The sequence below is a fragment of the Seleniivibrio sp. genome (assembly GCF_021209385.1).
GTDB lineage: Bacteria > Chrysiogenota > Deferribacteres > Deferribacterales > Geovibrionaceae > Seleniivibrio.
Genome location: NZ_JAJOIL010000042.1, coordinates 1 through 17,697, shown reverse-complemented (window position 1 = coordinate 17,697; position 17,697 = coordinate 1). Strand labels below are relative to the sequence as shown.

The window sequence follows — 17,697 nt, the reverse complement described above, 5'->3', positions numbered from 1 at the left end:
AAGCCCCTCTGGTGTTGACAAAGTTATAATTGCGTTTTTCTCCCTCCTTTAGAAGAAGGTGGGTGGTGATTGATTAATACTTAATGAAAATCCCCCTTAATCCCCCTTTGTCAAAGGGGGAGACAAGACAAATCAGAATTGGTAGATAACAAGTCCTGTCTGAAGTTTCGGGTAAAAGTAGGTGGATTTCTGCGGCATGACCATTCCGCTTTCGGATATTTCACGCACAATTTCTATATCCACACCTTTAAGTATAAAGCCCACAGCTTTTTTATCGGCGGCGAGTTTTTCAATCTGATCAAGAGCCTGCACGAAGTACACGCCCTCTTTTTTCAGAAGTCTTTCGTCTGTGACATCCAGGAATTTCTTCATGATGCCCTCCTGAAGCAGATATGTGTCGACCTTACGGTAGACCTGATTCAGGTTTTCGATGACTTCGTCCTTAGCTTTTATGCCATAATATGTATTGTCGAAATAAAGTGCCATTGCGCGTCCGCCTGCGGGATCGTTCACAAAAGTGTCTGCGGATTTTGCATCTGTGAGCGTTTCGACAGTGAAGTCGAAACGGAGTTTATCAAGGAAACCTTCAAAACTGAAATCTGAATCCACCTCAAGCACTCTGTGCGTGGGGAAAATTTTCAGACCTTCGTCGTAGAAGTTCACGAACATCATCATAACGTAGTCGTAAGGTTTCTCTTCGTTCGGCACGTCGCCGTTCTGCTGGCGGGCATAGTCTCTGTAGTTCAGAGCAGTTTCGTATCTGTGGTGTCCGTCTGCTATGTATATCGCCTTGTCTTTCATGAACTCTTCAATCATGCGTACGGTGTTCTCGCCGTTGACAGACCAGATGGTGTTCTTAACCCCGTCTTCATCCATTGCGGATGCTGTGGGCATATTCTTTTTCGCCTCATTGAAAACGAGATTCATACGGTTGTCTTTGTCCATATAGAGACCGAAAATCTGGCTGAAGTCTGTCTTGCAAGACTTCATCAGTTCAAATCTGTCCTTTTTGGGACCGGAAAGTGTTTTCTCGTGGGGATAAACGGAACCTTTACCCAGTTCTTCCAGCTTCAGAAGTCCGACGAAACCGGTGCGAACGTATTCCTTTCCGCCGTATGTATAAACCTGCTCGTAAACATAGAACGAAGGTTTTTCGTCTTTTACAAGTATCTTATTATCGCAATACTGTTTGTAAAGGGCGGCGGCGTTGTCGTATTTGTCGTCTGCGCCGTCCGGCAGATCCAGTGTCACCACATTATATGGGCTTTTATCTTTCAGAGCCTGTTTCATTTCCGGAGAAATGACGTCGTATGGCGGAGCTACCACGCTTTTCAGAAGCACTTCCTCAAGGTTGTAACGTACGCCCGCAAAAGGTCTTACAATAGACACTGTATCCTCCTAATTAACTGTAAGTCTGGCAAAGTTTTTCTTGCCGACCCTTAATACATATTCACCCTTTTCAAGGGTGATGTCGATGCTTTCGACTTTGTTCCCGTCAATATACACCCCGCCGGCTTTGGCTGTGCGTCTTGCTTCGCTTTTGCTGGGTGCAAATTTCAGTCTGTCGATGATATCGACGAGTTTTTCGTCTGTTTTTGCTTCACATGTTTCCATATCGTCGGGGTTTTCGTGTTTTGAGAATATCTTTTCAAAACCTTCCCTTGCTTTTGCTGCCGCTTCGGCGGAGTGGAAACGTGTGATTATCTCAACGGCAAGCTCCTTTTTAGCTTCCATAGGATGCTTTGAGCCGTCTGCCACTGCTTTTTTAAGAGAGTCTATCTCCGCCAGCGTTCTGTCTGACAGAAGAAGATAGTATCTGAACATCAGGTCGTCTGATATTGACATCATTTTTCCGAACATATCGGCGGGTGATTCGGCGATACCTATGTAGTTGTTCAGAGATTTGGACATCTTGTTCACTCCGTCCAGACCTTCGAGGATGGGCATTGTAAGCGCCACCTGCGGAGCCTGTCCGTGTGACCTCTGGAGGTCGCGTCCGACGAGCAGATTGAACTTCTGGTCTGTTCCGCCGAGTTCAACGTCGCTTTTCAGAGCAACTGAATCGTATCCCTGCACCAGCGGGTACAGAAACTCGTGTATGCTTATGGGTTTGTTTCCTGCGTATCTTTTGGAAAAGTCGTCGCGCTCAAGCATCCTTGCAACAGTATACTGTGAAGCCAGTCTTATCATGTCCTGAGAGTTCATTGCTTCCATCCATGTACTGTTGAAAGCGACTTCTGTCTTTTCCGGATCAAGTATTTTGAAAACCTGTTCTTTATATGTTTCGGCATTGGCGAGAACCTGCTCTTTTGTCAAAGCCTTACGGGTTTCGCTCTTTCCTGTTGGGTCACCTATCATACCGGTGAAATCTCCGATAAGGAATATCACCTGATGTCCCAGATCCTGAAAGTGTTTCAGCTTCTGGATGAGAACAGTGTGTCCGAGGTGAAGATCCGGCGCCGTCGGGTCAAATCCCGCTTTAATTCTGAGGGGTTTGCCTTCGTCATAGGATTTCTGAAGTTTTTTCAGCAGGTCTTCTTCGCTGATAATCTCTTCAGTTCCCCGTTTTATCTGTTCCATTTGTTCTTCGGGTCTTAACACTTTTCCTCCGACCGATATGCGGTCTTTTAAAATAGTCTTACGTTATAACTGATATTAGAGCAATGTTCAAGAGCGCGATGGTTATTTTTCACTCACCTGTTGTATAACAGGGCGTCGAACACCGGCGCATAAAAGAGATAAATAACTGATGCAGCGGCTATAAAGGGACCAAAAGGCAGTATGATGTTTTTTTGTCTGGAAACAAGCTGCAGGGAGATTCCATACACCGCACCCAGAAAGGCTGATGCGAAAATGACAAAAAATATCGATTTTATTCCGAGCATAGCGCCGACAACAGCCATAAGCTTTATATCTCCGCCGCCCATGCCCTCTTTTTTTCGTATCAGTTTGAACAGATATGAAGGGATGAAAAGTCCCAGAAAACCTGTGAGTGCACCGTAAAGCGGAAACTTAAAGGTGCCGTAAAGCGCCCATGAAAGGGCGAATCCGACTATAAATCCGGCAAGATTAAGACTGTCGGGTATTATTCCACACTCAAAATTGTCGTCAACAGCTGTAAATACATCTGAAAAGGCGGCAGCAAGCATAAAAAACACAACTGCGCATCCGTGCCACATCTCAAGGGTCAAACCAAATTTTAGGTAGCATCCGAGGAACATCAGTCCGGTGCCAAGTTCCGCCAGCGGATACATTATTGATATAGGCGATTTACAGTTTCTGCATCTCCCGCCCAGTATAAACCATGAAAGCACGGGTATATTATCGTAGAATTTTATTCTCTGTCCGCATTTTGTGCAGGATGAAGGGGGAATAGCGATATTAAGTCCTCTGGGAAGACGATATGTCAGGACATTCATAAAACTGCCCAGACAGGCGCCGATGAAAAAAATGTAGACTGCTTTGAAAGCTTCCACAGCGGGGATCAGTTTCCGTCTCTGAGAGCAACCTCGATGACGAACATCTCTTCGCCGACCTTAAAGGTCATTCCGAGGCACTGAACGTTCTTCTGTTTGCCGACAACGTGGTCTTTTCCGACAACCACATTGGGTATTGATATTTTGAATTTTGTTCCGGTACGGGAGAATATCTGTTTGGCACCGCCGGCGATCATGTTGAGTATCTCGCCGATAGCATCCATAACGTCGTCGTCAATCTTCTCTTTCTTTTCGCCGATGAATTTCTCAACGACTTTGAGAGCAAGAGATTCTGTCATGCTGATAATAACAAAGCCGCTCGCCGCACCGGCAAGACCTATGATGCCGGATATATCATACGGCAGTTTCTCGCCGCTTTTGACATAAAGCTGTCCGCGCACCGGATCAATGCTCAGCATTGTTCTGAAAACTTCGCTTGTGGAAGTTATAAAAGGGTTGATGTGTTCCGCTTTCATTCTCTCATATCGCAAGAAATATTAGGTTATGCTCATCGGCAAACCTTATGCATTTGTCTATTTCAACTACAAATGTGCTTTCCGCTTCAACAGCAAGCACCGCACCTTTATTATCTGATAAATTTTTTAACGTGTCAATACCCACTGTCGGAATATCAAACCTTAAATCTTGTGACGGTTTTGCACATTTCACAACCACCGCACCCTCTTTCGCAAGTCTGCATCCGCGTTCGATAGCCTGATCAGTCCCCTCGATAGCCTCCAGTGCCATAACAGCGCTGTTTTTAACAACAACTGTCTGCCCGATATCGAGCCTGCCAAGCTCTTTCGCCGTCTCATATCCGAAAGCAATATCTTTTTCCTGTTCTGCTGTGGGTTGTTTCATGCTGTAGACGCCTTTTGGCAGATAAAGGCTGTACAGAGCTTCGGTCTGCTCCATTATCTTTATCCCTTCGGCGGTGATGAGCCTGCAAATGGCATCCATTATGGTATCATCCTTGCGGTTTTTGAGCCCCGCAAGAACCTTAACTGCCAGCAGGTCGAATTTCAGATTGGAAAAGATGAGCGCCTTGTTCACCTTTCCGGCGAACAGGACGCTCTCTATTTCATATTTTTTAAGGAGTTTGATCAGCTTACCCACCTGAGTAACGCTTATCTTTTCAAGACTGATGCCCTGAATATCAGAAAAACCTGTGCTGACGGCTTCGTCAAGTGCTATAACAAGCACGCTGTCGCCCTTTTTCAGCAGATTTTCAGCAGCGATCCTCGGAAGTGTGCCATATCCGGCAACAATGGCAGCTTTCAAACATATCCTCTCTTATCAGCCTCTTACAAAGCTTCTTTTGCTGTCTTTTATAAAGTCGATGAACTCCACAACCTCAGGGTAAGGATGGAGGAATGAGAGTTCTTCGGGCAGATCAACAAGTTTAACGGTCAGATCCATATAGATGGACAGGGCGCGTTTAAGCTCCATGCGCACTTCGGGACCTATTCCGCGGCGTTTCAGACCGACGCTGTTAAGCCCTTCAAGTTCTGCAGGTGTTCCCGCAAGCATACAGTAGGGGGGTGCGTCTTTAAGGAGCGTGGCTTTTCCGCCTATCATACAGCCGGAACCGATACGAACGAACTGGTGCGCGCCCGCATATCCGCCCATGATAACGTATGAACCGACACGGCAGTGACCGCCGAGACCGGAAAAGCTTGTCATGGTGACGTTATTTTGCAGTTTGCAGTCGTGGGCAACGTGGGCATACGCCATGATGAAACAGTTGTCGCCTATGACAGTTTCCCAAACGTCCTCTTTTGTGGATGCTCTGTGGACTGTACAGAATTCGCGGAAAAGACAGTTCTTGCCGATGATAAGCTTAGTGTCTTCACCTTTGAAGCTGTAGTCCTGCGGATCGCCGCCTATGTGGGCGTTCATGCCGACCCTCGTTCCGTCGCCGACAGTTGTGTCGCGTTCAACAACGGCATTGTATCCGACAATGACGTTTTCACCTATGATACAGTTTTTGCCTATGTAGGCGCCTTTTTCAATCACCGCGCTGTCCGCAATCTGTGCAGACGGGTGTATAACCGCATCTTTATCTATCATATTTACGCTCCGCTTATTTTGACTAACGTCAGATACGGCAAAGCCGTACTGCACTTACGCTCCGTTTCGCTTGAACGGTAAAACCGTTGAGGCTAACTCCGCGACGGCATATCCTTTGCCTATTACGCTCCGCGCATAATGGCAGTAAGTTCGCCCTCACATGCAAGCTGATCGTCGACGAATGCTTCCGCCTTTACTCTTACGAGATCTTTTTTCTTTTTAATAACCTTTATCTTCATAACAAGCTGATCGCCGGGAACAACCTGTTTGCGGAACTTCACGCCGTCAACGCCCATAAAGAAGAAAATGGCGTTTTCCGGTACCACTTCCGCAGTGGAAATGGTGTGAATCCCCGCAACCTGAGCCATAGCCTCAATAATGAGTACGCCCGGCATTACAGGGTATGAAGGGAAATGTCCCTGAAAAAATGGTTCGTTCATAGTAACGTTCTTGATAGCCGTTATGCTTTCACTGTCCATCTCCAGCACCCTGTCAACGAGCAAAAAAGGGTATCTGTGTGGCAGTTTTGTCATTATCTCTTTAATGTCCATCATCATTCAGTTTCCTCTCAATCTCATCAATCCTTTTAATTGTGTCCGGCAGCGAACGCAGAAGCACTACCTCGCGCAGCCATCCTTTTCTGGATGTATGAGGGAACCCCGCGTATATGCCCGGTTTATCTATATCGGATATAACTCCGCACTGTCCGGCAAGCATCGTTTTTGAGCAGATATTAAGGTGATCAGCCGCTCCGGAGCGCGCGCCCATGACAACATAGTCGCCAAGGGTTGTGCTTCCCGCAAGAGCCGCCTGACCAGCCATGATGCAGCTTTTACCCAGAACACAGTTGTGTCCGACCATACATTGATTATCTATTTTTGTGCTTTCGCCGATGACGGTATCGCTGAATTTTCCTCTGTCAACACAGCTGTTTGCACCTATCTCGACATCGTCGCAGAGCATAACGCCGCCCACATGTGGTATCTTGACGTTCTTGCCGCCGCGCTGGTAATATCCGAACCCGTCCGCGCCTATAACAGCGCCGGAATGGATAATAACTCTGTTGCCGAGTTTTGTACCGGAATAGAGACTTACGTTGGGAAATATTTCGCATCCCTCGCCCATGACAACACCGTCGTCGACGGTCACATTTGCGCGGATTATGCAGTTATCCCCTATGCGGCAGTTCTCACCGACATACGCGAATGCGTCTATAAACACGTTCTGACCTATCTCGGCAGATTCCGCGACATAGGCTCTCAGATGTATTCCGGCTTCTCTGACAGGACGCTGGTGAACAAGACCGAGGATGGCAACAAGAGCCATCTCAGGGTCGTCCGCCTCTATGTATGTCTTACCGGATGCGGTTTCTGAACCTGTCTTAACAAGAAACGCCGCCGCTTTGGATTCCAGAACGCCTTCCGGCAGTTCCTTCACCAGAAGCGGAACGAGTGCGCCCTCCCGAATCTCTTCAAAGGAGGACACACAGGACACTTCCGTGTCCGCTCCGATAAGTTTTCCGCCTGTTTTTTCAGCAAGAACAGACGCTTTCATTATTTTTTCTGCTGTTTGAACACAACGTTGTATCTCTGGATAACAACATCGGTTATGTCCACTTTCGGGTTAAGGTACAGTACGCCGGAGTTGTTCTGTTCAAGGATAACTTCCATATCCAGTTCTTTTCCCAGCGCCTCGATAATCTTAAGAACGTCGTCCTGAATTGATTTCAGATATCTGAGTTCAAGTCTTTTCAGGTCTTTTGAGTAGTCGTCTTTATTCTGATTGAAATCCCTGATCATTCTCTGGATTTCGCCTCTTTTCTTGTCTTTGTAATCGTCGTTTGCAACGCTTTCTTTCGCTGCATATTCCTGCTGTGCCTTTTTTATAGCTTCATTTGAAGCGGCAAGTTTTTTATCGTATTCATCCGCTTTCGCCTGTAATTTTCCGTAAACGTCCTTACCGCCGTCAGATTCTTTCAGAACTTTCTGAAAGTCTATAACGCCGATTTTTGCATATGCCGACGCGGAAAATACCGCCATTATCAGCAGAAGAAAGAAAAGTTTGGTTCTCATTATACTAAAGTCCTCCTATTGGATATTATGTCCGTTATATCATACCGCCGATGGAGAATTCCCATCTGCCTTTATCTGAAAGCCCTTCGTCCGGATCGGGATTGAGAGGCTGACCGTATTCAAATCTGAGCGGTCCGATGGGGCTGTACCAGCGGAAACCCGCACCGACAGACCTTACAAGATCGCGTTTAAAGAATGCTTCGTCTTCATCATATGACTGCCCCTGATCGAAGAACAAAACGCCCATAAGCTGTGCGCTGGGAGCGATGGGGAATACAAGCTCAAAGTTGTTCTGAATGTACTTAGTACCGCCGAACTTGTTTCCGTCCTCATCCGCAGGTGAAATGTCTCCGTATTCGTAGCCTCTGATGCTGTACATACCGCCGAGTCTGTAGCGTTCCGCAATGGGAGCGTCTTTACCGTCGAACATCTGTATGTATCCGCCTTCAAGGTGTGCCATGAAAACAACCTTCCAGAAAACTGTAACATACTGCGATGTATCAAATCCAAGTTTGCCGAATGTATAATCGCCGCCGAGGGGTCCGCCCGCCAGTTTCGTGAATACAGTACTCTGATTTCCTTTTGTGGGCAGATACGGGTGGTTTGTGGTGGACCATCTCAGTGTCGGTGTGATACTGATGATGGTTGATTCACCCTCCTGCGCTTTTATGATATCAGCCGCTTCATCATCAACGTTGTCAATTGTGTTCTCTTCATATCTGAACTTAGCACTTCCGTACAGTTTACGTTTTATGATCTGGTGACCGAGACCAAGAGCAAAACCTTTTGATTTTTTATCATAGTCATCGTATTCCCTGTTGGTGTTGAACAGATCCGCGCTGAAGCTGTAGGGTCTGTCAAACAGCCAGGGGTTTACAAAACTGATTGTATAGTTTGATGTACTGCTTGAAAATTCAGCTTTCGTTGTCAGTTCGTATCCCATGCCGAAGAGGTTTTTCTGTGTGAGAGAAACAGTACCGATCAGTTTGTCAACGCTGGAATAACCTGCCGCCATACTGAACATTCCGGTCATCTTGTCGTTCACGTCCACGTCAAGGTCAACCTGATCGTTACCTACCCTTGTTTCTGCGATACGCACCTGATCGAAGAAATCCAGAAATTCGAGGTGCTTTTTGGAATCGGATATCAGTGCGCTGTTATAGAGATCGCCTTCAACTATGTCAAACTCTCGTCTGACGACCCTGTCTCTGGATTTTGTATTGCCTCTGATGTTTATCCTGTTGATATACACCAGCATGTTCTCTTCAACATTAAACTTAAGGTCGATGGTCGCCGCTTCGTCGTTCATCTTTGAATCGGGATCAACGTTTGCGTAGGCATAACCTTTTTCAGTGAAAACTGATGTGATGGATTTGATATCGTTCTGATAGCTCTCAACGTTAAACCAGTCGCCTGTTTTGAGTGTGGTCGCCTTTTTGAGTTCCTCTGGGGTGGCGTGCTCATATCCGGTATATTCGATATTGGCAACCTTGAATCTGACACCCTCATCTATCTTAATGGTGATATAAATCTTTTTCTTATCGTCAGAAATATTGATATCAGGTTCACCGACCTGTACCTTTGCATAGCCCTCTTTCAGATACTTTGCGCGTATCTTTTCCATATCGGTGCGCAGCTCGGTTTTTTTCAGTTTGCCTGAACCGGAGAGCCATGACCAGAAACCTTTTTTAGATGTTTCCATCTCTTTAAGCAGTTCTTTTGCTTTGAAATGTTTGTTCCCGACAACCTTGATATCGTATATTTTCGCCTGAACACCTTCGTCTATTGAATAAACGACATCAACAGAGTTGTTTCCGCGCTCTTCAACCTCGGCGTTTATCCTTGCTGAATAGAATTTTTCGTCAGCGTATTTCTCCTGTATGAGAAGCTGGTTGGATTCAACCTTCTTGTTGTCAAGGAGCTGACCGGACATTGGGGTCACAGTTTCTTCCAGTACCCTTGTTTTAATCTCAGAGTTTCCGTTGAAATACACGTTATTTACATAGGGTTTTTCAGAAATCTGATAAACAAGAACAAGCCTGTCGTCGTCCACTTTCATATCGACAGTGGCATCCGTAACCAGTCCTGATGCAAAAAGGTCTTTGATACTCTTGTCCACAGCGGCAAGGTCAAATTCCGATCCCTGTTTAACTGTATATTTCTGAATAGTAGCGGTGGGTACCCTGCGGTTTCCTGTTATCTCCACAGAGTCAATAGTGGCTGCAAGTGCGTTAAATGAGAATAGAATTAACGCGATAAAAAAAAAAGTTGATTTCTTCATGCCGACTCCACAACGTCCAATATTTCCCGTATTCTCTGATACTTAACTTTTGCCATGCTCTTGTTCCCGATGAGGCGTGCTGTCGATTCCAGCATTGTTTCAACCTCAACCAGACCGTTCTTTTTCAGTGTTTGTCCGGTGGAAACCAGATCCACAATGAAATCCGAAAGACCCACTATAGGAGAAAGCTCGATAGAGCCGTAAAGTTTGATGGTCTCAACGAAGACACCTCTACCCGCAAAAAAGTTCTTTGTGAGTGTAGGATATTTTGTTGCAACCACCATATCGTGGCGATATGAAAGATCGGAATCCTTAACCCCTGCGACACAGAGGCGGCAGTATCCGAAACCAAGATCAAGATATTCGTAAACGTCTGCGGCGGATTCCAGCAGTATATCCTTTCCGACGACACCTATGTCGGCGGCGCCATGCTTGACATATGTTGAAACGTCCATGTTCCTGACCATCATGAACTTTATGTTGTTCACTTCGTCGTGGAACGTCAGCATGCGTGAGTTGAAATCAACAACTCCTTCTCTGGTTATCCCTTTTTTAAGGAAAAGTTCTATGGTATCTTCCGCCAGTCTGCCTTTTGGCAGAGCAACGTTTATGCAGTCGTCTGTTCTCATTATTCCTTTACCCTTGCAAGGCAGGCACCCGCCCCGCTAAGTTTTTCAACAAAATCCTCATATCCTCTGTCGAGGTGGTAGAGTCTTGATATCTCCGTTTTACCTGACGCCATAAGTCCTGCTATCACAAGGCTTGCGCTGGCGCGCAGATCGGATGCCATAACAGGCGCTCCGGTAAGGGATTTCACTCCGCGTATCATAGCGGATTTATCTTTCAGTTTAATGTCCGCGCCCATCCTTTTAAGCTCGGCAACGTGCATAAACCTGTTCTCGAATATATTCTCCGTAACAACCGAAAAGCCGTTCGCAACAGCCATAAGGCTCATGAACTGAGCCTGCATATCTGTGGGAAATCCCGGATAGGGAGCTGTGGATATGTCAGTTGAAATCAGCGGCTTAACCTTTGTAACTCTTATGGTGGTGCTGTTTATTCTATCAATCTTAAGTCCTGTTTCGGCTATCTTATCCAGTGTTGTGCGCATAACGTCAACGGGTACGTTGGTTATCTCAACGCTTCCGCCGGCAGCGCCGACACAGCAGATGAACGTTCCCGCCTCGATACGGTCGGGCATTACGGAATAATCTGCGCTGAAAAGCTTTTCAACGCCGACAATGCGTATCTCGCTGGTACCTTCGCCCGTTATGCGTGCGCCCATCTTTTTCAGAAAATTAGCAAGGTCAACGACCTCCGGTTCCTGTGCGGCGTTGCGCAGTATGGTTTCACCTTCGGCAAGGCATGCCGCCATCATTATATTTTCGGTACCGGTAACGGTAACTATGTCAAAGTTTATTATAGCGCCTTTCAGCTTGGGACACTCCGCGTCGATATAGCCGTGTTCAACGGATATCTTTGCGCCCATAGCCTCAAGTGCTTTCAGGTGCAGGTCAACCGGACGCTCGCCTATGGCGCATCCGCCCGGCAGCGATACCTTTGCTTTGCCTTTTCTGGCAAGGAGCGGCCCCAGTGTCAGAACGCTTGCCCTCATGGTTTTTACCAGCTCATATGGAGCAGTGAACGCATCCTGATCATAAACACTGTTTATCTTAACGGATTTTCCGTTTCTTTCAGATGTTATGCCGAACTCTTTCAGGAGTTTGAGCATTGTCGAGATATCGACCAGTTCGGGTGCTTCGCTTATGTTGTATTCGCCGTCGGCAAGAATGACAGCGGAGAGGATGGGGAGTGCGGCATTTTTTGCGCCGCTGATGCGTATTGTGCCGTTTAATTCGCGGCCGCCTTCTATAACGAGTTTGTCCAAACCAGTACCCTTTCTATCCCTTGATAATCTTTGATAATTCTGTAATTTTGCCCTTTAATCCAAGCCGTCACAGCCACAGACTGCCCCTGCCCAAGCTCAAAGAGCGCCACCCCGTTTTTATTGCATAAATCGGGTATCATGTCCAATAGTTTTTTGTAGAATGAAAGCCCGTCGCCGCCGTCGCTGAGAGCGTTTTTCGGCTCATATTTCAGCGATTCCGGTGAATTTTCCCACTCGTTTTCAGTCAGATAAGGCGGGTTACAGGTTATTATGTCATAACCGCCTGCGGGGTAATCCGACATTTTCAGTGCGTCGCCCTGTTTTAAACGGAACCTTCCATGAGCATACCTGCCAAGATTGATTTCCGCAACATCAAGAGCGTCTGAACTTATGTCAATAACATCAGCCGTCCAGAGCGGTCGTTCCGCAAGAAGCGCCGCAGGAATACAGCCTGATCCGGTACAGATATCCAGTACCTTAAGTTCTGTTTCCGCACCGAAACGCTCAAGAAGCTCGGTAACTACAAGTTCCGTTTCAGGGCGGGGTATCAGCACCCGCCCGTCAACGTACATATCCAAACCGTAAAATGATTTATTGTTGATGACATATGCCAGAGGCTCGCCTTTTTGAAGCCTTTCCAGCATGTTTTGAATCCCTTCCGTCAGCTCAATCTCGTCCGACAGGTGCAGAGGTATCTTTGAATAGTCTATTGAAAACGCTTTCGATGCCAATTCAAGGGCATCGTGGCGATTCGGCAGGCAGTTTTCACGGACAAAACCGATGAACTCCGCCAGCTTCATCAAAGCCCCGATTCTCTGAGTCTCTCCGCCTGATCAAACGCAATTGTCGCTTCGATCATATCCTCCATCTCACCGAGGAGAAACCTGTCAAGGTTTGCGGATTCCTTTATTCTGTGATCAGTCACCCTGTTCTGGGGAAAGTTATATGTTCTGATGCGTTCACTTCTGTCGCCGGAACCCACCTGAAGCTTTCTGCTGGCAGCCTCTTCTGAGTTCTTTTTCTCAATCTCCGCCTCAAGGATGCGGGATTTCAGAAGTTTCATGGCTTTTTCGCGGTTCTTTATCTGGCTTCTCTCATCCTGACATGTGACAACTATTCCTGTGGGGATGTGTGTCATTCGCACGGCAGAGTCGGTGGTGTTAATGTGCTGTCCGCCTGCGCCGCCGGCACGGTAAACGTCAACACGCAGGTCTTTCTGTTCGATATGAACGTCAACGTCCTCCGCTTCGGGAAGCACCGCAACCGTACACGCGGATGTATGGATACGTCCGCCTGATTCCGTTTCGGGAACACGCTGCACCCTGTGACCGCCAGCCTCGAATTTCAGTTTGCTGTATGCGCCGTAACCTTTGATGAGCGCCACAACCTCTTTATACCCGCCGACGCCGGTTTCGTTGAAATCAACAATCTCAACCTTCCAGCCGCTCATCTCGGCATAGCGGGAATACATCTTAAGAAGCACAGCCGCAAAAAGAGAAGCTTCGTCGCCGCCCGTTCCTGCGCGTATTTCAAGGAAGATGTTCTTATGGTCGTATGGGTCTTTTTTCAGAAGAAGCTTTTTAAGCTCACCCTCCATACGGTCAAGAGAATCCTTGTTCTCTTCAAGCTCCATCTCCGCAAGCTCAATAAGGTCTTTGTCGTCGGATGATGCAACTATGCTTTTCGCCTCTTCCAAAGACGCCTTAACAGACATGTACTCGTCATATTTCTCAACGACGGGACGCATTTCCGCGTGGTCTTTGGATATCCTCATGAAATGCTCCTGATCCGCAATTACCTCCGGATCTGTGAGCAGTTTCGTCATCTCTTCGTACTTGGTCTTAACTTCCTGTAATTTGTCAAACATCTCTTCCTCAGTCTACTATTGTTATCCCTTCTGTGGGTATCTCCATATCCAGCGATGCACGGATGGAAATCAGCGCCACCTCAAGCTGACTGTCGTCAGGTTCCTGAGTGGTTATCTTCTGGAGCATAAGCCCCGGCATTATCAGAAATTTTACTATGGGGTTCTTGTGGAACTTTCCGCTAAGTTTCAGTATTTCGTAGCTCACGCCTGCAATAATTGGAATGAACACCAGTCTTGCCCCCAGCTTAACAAAAAAGTTCGCGTTGTTGGGAATAAGCGAAAAGGTCAGGATACACACCAGCATTAATATAATAAGGAAGCTGGTTCCGCAGCGGGGATGAAAACGGCTCATCTTTCTGGCGTTCTCAACTGTGAGTTCAAGCCCCTCTTCATAGGCAAAAATGGATTTATGCTCCGCACCGTGGTACTGGAACACGCGTTTTATATCTTTAAGGAACGATATCCCCCAGACATATAAGACGAAAAATACCACACGGATGACACCGTCAACAGCGTTGTAAAGCAGCGACGATGTATGAAGGCTCGGCAGAAGGTGCTTCATAAGCTCGGTTATCTGCAAAGGCAGGTATATGAAAAGCAGAAGCCCAAGCCCGATGCCCATTGCCATGCTGAAAAGCGTGGCAGATTTGCTCATATGCTCCTCGCCCTCTCCTGTTGAGTGATACGCACTGAAATTAAGAGCGCGGATACCCAGAATAAGGGAATCGTAAAGTGCTATGAGACCTCTGACAAGCGGTTTTTTGAATATTTTGTTTCTATCGAGTTTTACATCTTCCTTTTTAACTACTATTTCGTTTTCACTCTTGCGGACGGCTATTACGAATCTTTCGGGAGCGCGCATCATAACGCCCTCAATAACTGCCTGTCCACCTATGTTTGGTTTTGCCATTATTCACTTCCTTAAAATACTTATGAAAACGCTTCAAGAGAAACGTTCCGTCTTCGCGAGGGCAACGCCCGACGCGATCTCATTTTATCAGATTGCTTCGCTCTCGCTCGCAAAGACAAATGAACGCAATCATTCACAAAAGTAAGCGAATCAATCTGTTTATGGAATATAAGACTATAGAACAAAAACGCTAAAGAAAGTTGTTTTTGTCGGTGAACTTTTCTCTTATCTCTTTCGCCTTTCCGCATGTGAAGGAACCTTCGGGGCATTTACCGCGAACACATCCGGGACCTGCATCGCCGAATATTGACGGAGCCTCTTTGCGGCACAGACGAAGCATCTGGAAAGACATCTCGCGTATCTCCCACTGCGCTCTTTCGCAGCAGCGGATTGAGAAATAATGCAGAAGCTCGCGAGCGTTCATTGTTATGATTATCTTTGTTTCGCAGGCGTTGGGAAGAACGTATCGCGCGTCCTCCGCCGGAACTCCCGCCTTAAGAAGTGCATCATATGCCCTGCCGATGTCCTGCATCGCCTGTTCATACTGCTCAAGAAGTTCAGGTTTGTCTGCAATTGTGTGGGGAGTGATGTATTCAAACTCCGGACCGTGCTTGACATATCTCTGGGATTTCTGGGAATAGCTGGCTATGCGGTGGCGGACAAGCTGGTGAGTGAGAGCTCTGGACACGCCTTCAACGCCGAAGGTGAAATTCAGATGCTCCAACACTGAATGGTGTCCCATGGACACTATCTTCTGTATGAAGTCCGACTGTTCCTTACTGCTTATCTTCTCAAGCAGTCCGTCGATGTCGGAATCGGAATAGCACAGTTTAGCGGCCAACGCGGAAACAAGCTCTCCGTCGGCTGTTTTTGCAACCAGCTTAACATTAAGCCCGCCTTTGCGGCCGCTGCTGTTTTCCATAATTCTGAAATTATTTTGCTTTGTTGTATTTCTTCATGAATTTTTCAACACGGCCGGCAGTATCTATGAACTTCTGCTTGCCTGTGAAGAAAGGGTGGCATGAAGAGCAAATCGCTACAGTGGCTTTTTCAGGTGCAACTGTTGATTTTGCGGGTATTTCAGCACCGCATGCGCATTTGAATACAACGTCTTGTACGTTAGGATGGATATCTTTTTTCATCTATGTTTACCTCTGGGATTATCTTTTTCAACGGAACAAGGGTTATATCACAACCCTATCAAGTATTCAACATAAAAATAGCCATAGTGGCAAACTGTGCAATATAAATATATTGTAATAGTTTCGTGAACACTGGTTGATGAGAGCTTTTCCATGTTGATTTTACCTTATATTATAGTATTATCTTTTTATTCTGCAATTATCAGACAGGAGGAATAAATGAATAACAGCAAAGGTTTTACACTGGTAGAACTTGCTATCGTACTTGTTATCATAGGCGTTATCCTTGGCGGTGTGGTAAAAGGTACGGAACTGGTTAAAAGTGCAAAAACAAAGAAACTGTACAGAGAATATCAAAACATTCAGACTGCCTACATGACTTATTTTGACAGAACCGGAAATATCGCAGGCGACGCCGATTCAAACGGCAAAATAGATACCGGCACAAGTACTTTCTGGGGCGACCTCAGAGACGAAAATCTCTATTCGGGCAACGGCGAAACTGAACCTAACAACGTTTTCGGCGGAGGGACCACCGGAACATCCGCAACAGGCACAGCAAATATAATGGGCTTCTCCGACAACAACCTTGTATGTTTCTCTTCGATTATGTCAGACGTTACAGAGTCCATCGACACTCAGTTTGACGACGGAGTAGGAACCACAGGTGATATACGTTACGCAGCAACAGCAACCACAACCGCCGCGGCTGCCTATCCCGATGCAGCCACATCCGGCGCAATGTGTATTGTTCTGGAATAAAAATAAATAATGAATTTTTACAGAAAGCGGCTTCCAAAAGCCGCTTTTTTTGTTTCGCAAGTTACGCTGAAAGCACGTTTTTTCTGTTCATTTTCAGATCTCGTCCGGTGCGCATTTTTCAGGCATAATTTCCGATATGTTAATATTTAATTTTAATATGTCATTTCTAATAAAAATAAAACATTAAAGTTTTCAGCTATTTCTGACATTTTTCCTTCAAACCCCCGTCCAATCAAGATTCTCAAGAAAATAAAAATAAGTGGTCAAAAAATAAACAATTTCTGTTAAGTTTCTTTTTGCCGGGACGATACTATTACCACAGAAGAATAAGAAAAGGTACTGAAGCAATCAGACCGATGACTGTATGAGATACAGCGTCGGTCTTTTTTTGTTTTTAGTTCCCGATGGGGGTGCATCCTTTTTAAGAGCACTTTAACAATGAAGCTATAACCTACAATCGGAAATAGAGCATACTTTATGCTCTGCAAATGCAACAAGTTTGCCATACCATTTTATCATCGGCACGGATGCCGGTGAAATATTACACGGAGGTAATATCATGGCACTCACAGTTTACACTAACACGAACTCTCTCGTTGCGCAGAGTTATGTAAACCAGACAAGCAACAACATTTCCAAAAACCTTGAGAAACTTTCCTCAGGTCTCAGAATCAACAGCGCATCTGATGACGCATCAGGTCTTGCTATTTCTGAGAAACTGCGCGGGCAGATTTCAGGTCTTAAAAGAGCTTCCATGAACGCCCAGGACGGTATTTCAATGCTTCAGACTGCTGAAGGCGGTCTGGCTACCATTCAGGAAATGACCCAGAGAATGAGAGAGCTTGCTGTTCAGGCTTCCAACGGCGTTTACACATCAAACGACCGTTCAGAGATCCAGAAAGAAGTAGATCAGCTTAAAGAAGAGATCGACCGCGTTGCTTCATCAACAGAGTTCAACACCAAGAAACTGCTGAACGGTGATTCAACAGCGCTCTGGTCAACAGATAACACTTCAGCCATTGACGTAAATGTCACAGGCAAAGTTGCAGAAGGCAACTATAACCTGAATATTGAAGTTTCAGCAGGTAAAAACGCAGTTTACAAAACAGACGTTATGACCCTCAGCGACGACGCTGTGGGCGGTGAAATCACTACCGCTGCCGGAACAGACAACACTACAAACGTTGCATCAGTAACAGATATCAAAACTGTTGCAACATCAGGTACAA

Annotated in this window: 18 protein-coding genes and 1 pseudogene; 2 read left to right on the top strand and 17 right to left on the bottom strand. The window is 46.3% G+C overall.

The window, feature by feature from the left end; genetic code table 11:
- Positions 1-132: 132 nt before the first annotated feature.
- The 17 genes from LRY47_RS14115 to rpmE form a co-directional block, all read right to left on the bottom strand.
- On the bottom strand, positions 133-1,389 hold the full coding sequence (locus tag LRY47_RS14115; protein ID WP_295226554.1) for a DUF1015 domain-containing protein: 1,257 nt from the start codon (positions 1,387-1,389) through the stop codon (positions 133-135).
- A gap of 9 nt (positions 1,390-1,398) precedes the next feature.
- Positions 1,399-2,580 carry a tyrosine--tRNA ligase gene (tyrS, locus tag LRY47_RS14110; protein ID WP_366043901.1) on the bottom strand — a complete coding sequence of 394 codons (1,182 nt, stop codon included), beginning with the start codon at positions 2,578-2,580 and terminating at the stop codon, positions 1,399-1,401.
- Between the two features lie 113 nt (positions 2,581-2,693).
- Positions 2,694-3,476 carry an A24 family peptidase gene (locus tag LRY47_RS14105; protein ID WP_295226548.1) on the bottom strand — a complete coding sequence of 261 codons (783 nt, stop codon included), beginning with the start codon at positions 3,474-3,476 and terminating at the stop codon, positions 2,694-2,696.
- Between the two features lie 8 nt (positions 3,477-3,484).
- A complete protein-coding gene (locus tag LRY47_RS14100; RefSeq protein ID WP_295226545.1) occupies positions 3,485-3,952 on the bottom strand; it encodes a chemotaxis protein CheX in 468 nt (155 codons plus the stop codon).
- A 4-nt stretch (positions 3,953-3,956) separates the two neighbouring features.
- Positions 3,957-4,757 (bottom strand): UDP-2,3-diacylglucosamine diphosphatase LpxI, encoded by an 801-nt coding sequence (gene lpxI, locus LRY47_RS14095; RefSeq protein WP_295226542.1) that lies wholly within the window; start codon positions 4,755-4,757, stop codon positions 3,957-3,959.
- Positions 4,758-4,772: 15 nt separating this feature from the next.
- Positions 4,773-5,546, bottom strand: a complete 774-nt coding sequence (gene lpxA / locus LRY47_RS14090) for an acyl-ACP--UDP-N-acetylglucosamine O-acyltransferase (protein WP_295226539.1) — start codon at positions 5,544-5,546, stop codon at positions 4,773-4,775.
- A gap of 122 nt (positions 5,547-5,668) precedes the next feature.
- A complete protein-coding gene (gene fabZ / locus LRY47_RS14085; protein ID WP_366043899.1) occupies positions 5,669-6,100 on the bottom strand; it encodes a 3-hydroxyacyl-ACP dehydratase FabZ in 432 nt (143 codons plus the stop codon).
- Positions 6,087-7,100, bottom strand: coding sequence for a UDP-3-O-(3-hydroxymyristoyl)glucosamine N-acyltransferase (gene lpxD, locus LRY47_RS14080; RefSeq protein WP_295226533.1), 1,014 nt, complete (start codon positions 7,098-7,100; stop codon positions 6,087-6,089). Before lpxD ends, fabZ begins: the two co-directional genes overlap by 14 nt.
- The gene (locus LRY47_RS14075; RefSeq protein WP_295226530.1) at positions 7,100-7,618 is read right to left on the bottom strand and encodes an OmpH family outer membrane protein; all 519 of its coding nucleotides are present in this window, start codon (positions 7,616-7,618) and stop codon (positions 7,100-7,102) included. The genes lpxD and LRY47_RS14075 overlap by 1 nt, the downstream gene beginning before the upstream one ends.
- 34 nt (positions 7,619-7,652) lie before the next feature.
- A complete protein-coding gene (bamA, locus tag LRY47_RS14070) occupies positions 7,653-9,899 on the bottom strand; it encodes an outer membrane protein assembly factor BamA (RefSeq protein ID WP_295226527.1) in 2,247 nt (748 codons plus the stop codon).
- Positions 9,896-10,528 carry an ATP phosphoribosyltransferase gene (gene hisG, locus LRY47_RS14065; protein WP_295226524.1) on the bottom strand — a complete coding sequence of 211 codons (633 nt, stop codon included), beginning with the start codon at positions 10,526-10,528 and terminating at the stop codon, positions 9,896-9,898. The genes bamA and hisG overlap by 4 nt, the downstream gene beginning before the upstream one ends.
- Complete coding sequence (gene murA / locus LRY47_RS14060) at positions 10,528-11,787, bottom strand: UDP-N-acetylglucosamine 1-carboxyvinyltransferase (RefSeq protein ID WP_295226521.1); 1,260 nt, start codon at positions 11,785-11,787, stop codon at positions 10,528-10,530. Before murA ends, hisG begins: the two co-directional genes overlap by 1 nt.
- The gene (prmC, locus tag LRY47_RS14055) at positions 11,769-12,587 is read right to left on the bottom strand and encodes a peptide chain release factor N(5)-glutamine methyltransferase (RefSeq protein WP_295226518.1); all 819 of its coding nucleotides are present in this window, start codon (positions 12,585-12,587) and stop codon (positions 11,769-11,771) included. The genes murA and prmC overlap by 19 nt, the downstream gene beginning before the upstream one ends.
- Positions 12,587-13,654: a peptide chain release factor 1 gene (gene prfA, locus LRY47_RS14050; protein WP_295226515.1), complete on the bottom strand. Its 1,068-nt coding sequence runs from the start codon at positions 13,652-13,654 to the stop codon at positions 12,587-12,589. The genes prmC and prfA overlap by 1 nt, the downstream gene beginning before the upstream one ends.
- 7 nt (positions 13,655-13,661) lie before the next feature.
- On the bottom strand, positions 13,662-14,564 hold the full coding sequence (locus LRY47_RS14045; RefSeq protein ID WP_295226512.1) for a DUF1385 domain-containing protein: 903 nt from the start codon (positions 14,562-14,564) through the stop codon (positions 13,662-13,664).
- Positions 14,565-14,754: 190 nt separating this feature from the next.
- A complete protein-coding gene (gene thyX, locus LRY47_RS14040) occupies positions 14,755-15,486 on the bottom strand; it encodes an FAD-dependent thymidylate synthase (RefSeq protein ID WP_295226510.1) in 732 nt (243 codons plus the stop codon).
- 10 nt (positions 15,487-15,496) lie between these two features.
- Positions 15,497-15,706 carry a 50S ribosomal protein L31 gene (gene rpmE / locus LRY47_RS14035; protein ID WP_295226508.1) on the bottom strand — a complete coding sequence of 70 codons (210 nt, stop codon included), beginning with the start codon at positions 15,704-15,706 and terminating at the stop codon, positions 15,497-15,499.
- 219 nt (positions 15,707-15,925) lie between these two features.
- Here rpmE and LRY47_RS14030 point away from each other — a divergent pair, with 219 nt between their 5' ends.
- Together LRY47_RS14030 and LRY47_RS14025 are read left to right on the top strand one after the other, a co-directional pair.
- Positions 15,926-16,468 (top strand): prepilin-type N-terminal cleavage/methylation domain-containing protein, encoded by a 543-nt coding sequence (locus LRY47_RS14030; protein WP_295226506.1) that lies wholly within the window; start codon positions 15,926-15,928, stop codon positions 16,466-16,468.
- Positions 16,469-17,027: 559 nt separating this feature from the next.
- A pseudogene (locus LRY47_RS14025) lies at positions 17,028-17,697 on the top strand (flagellin); the annotation flags it as partial.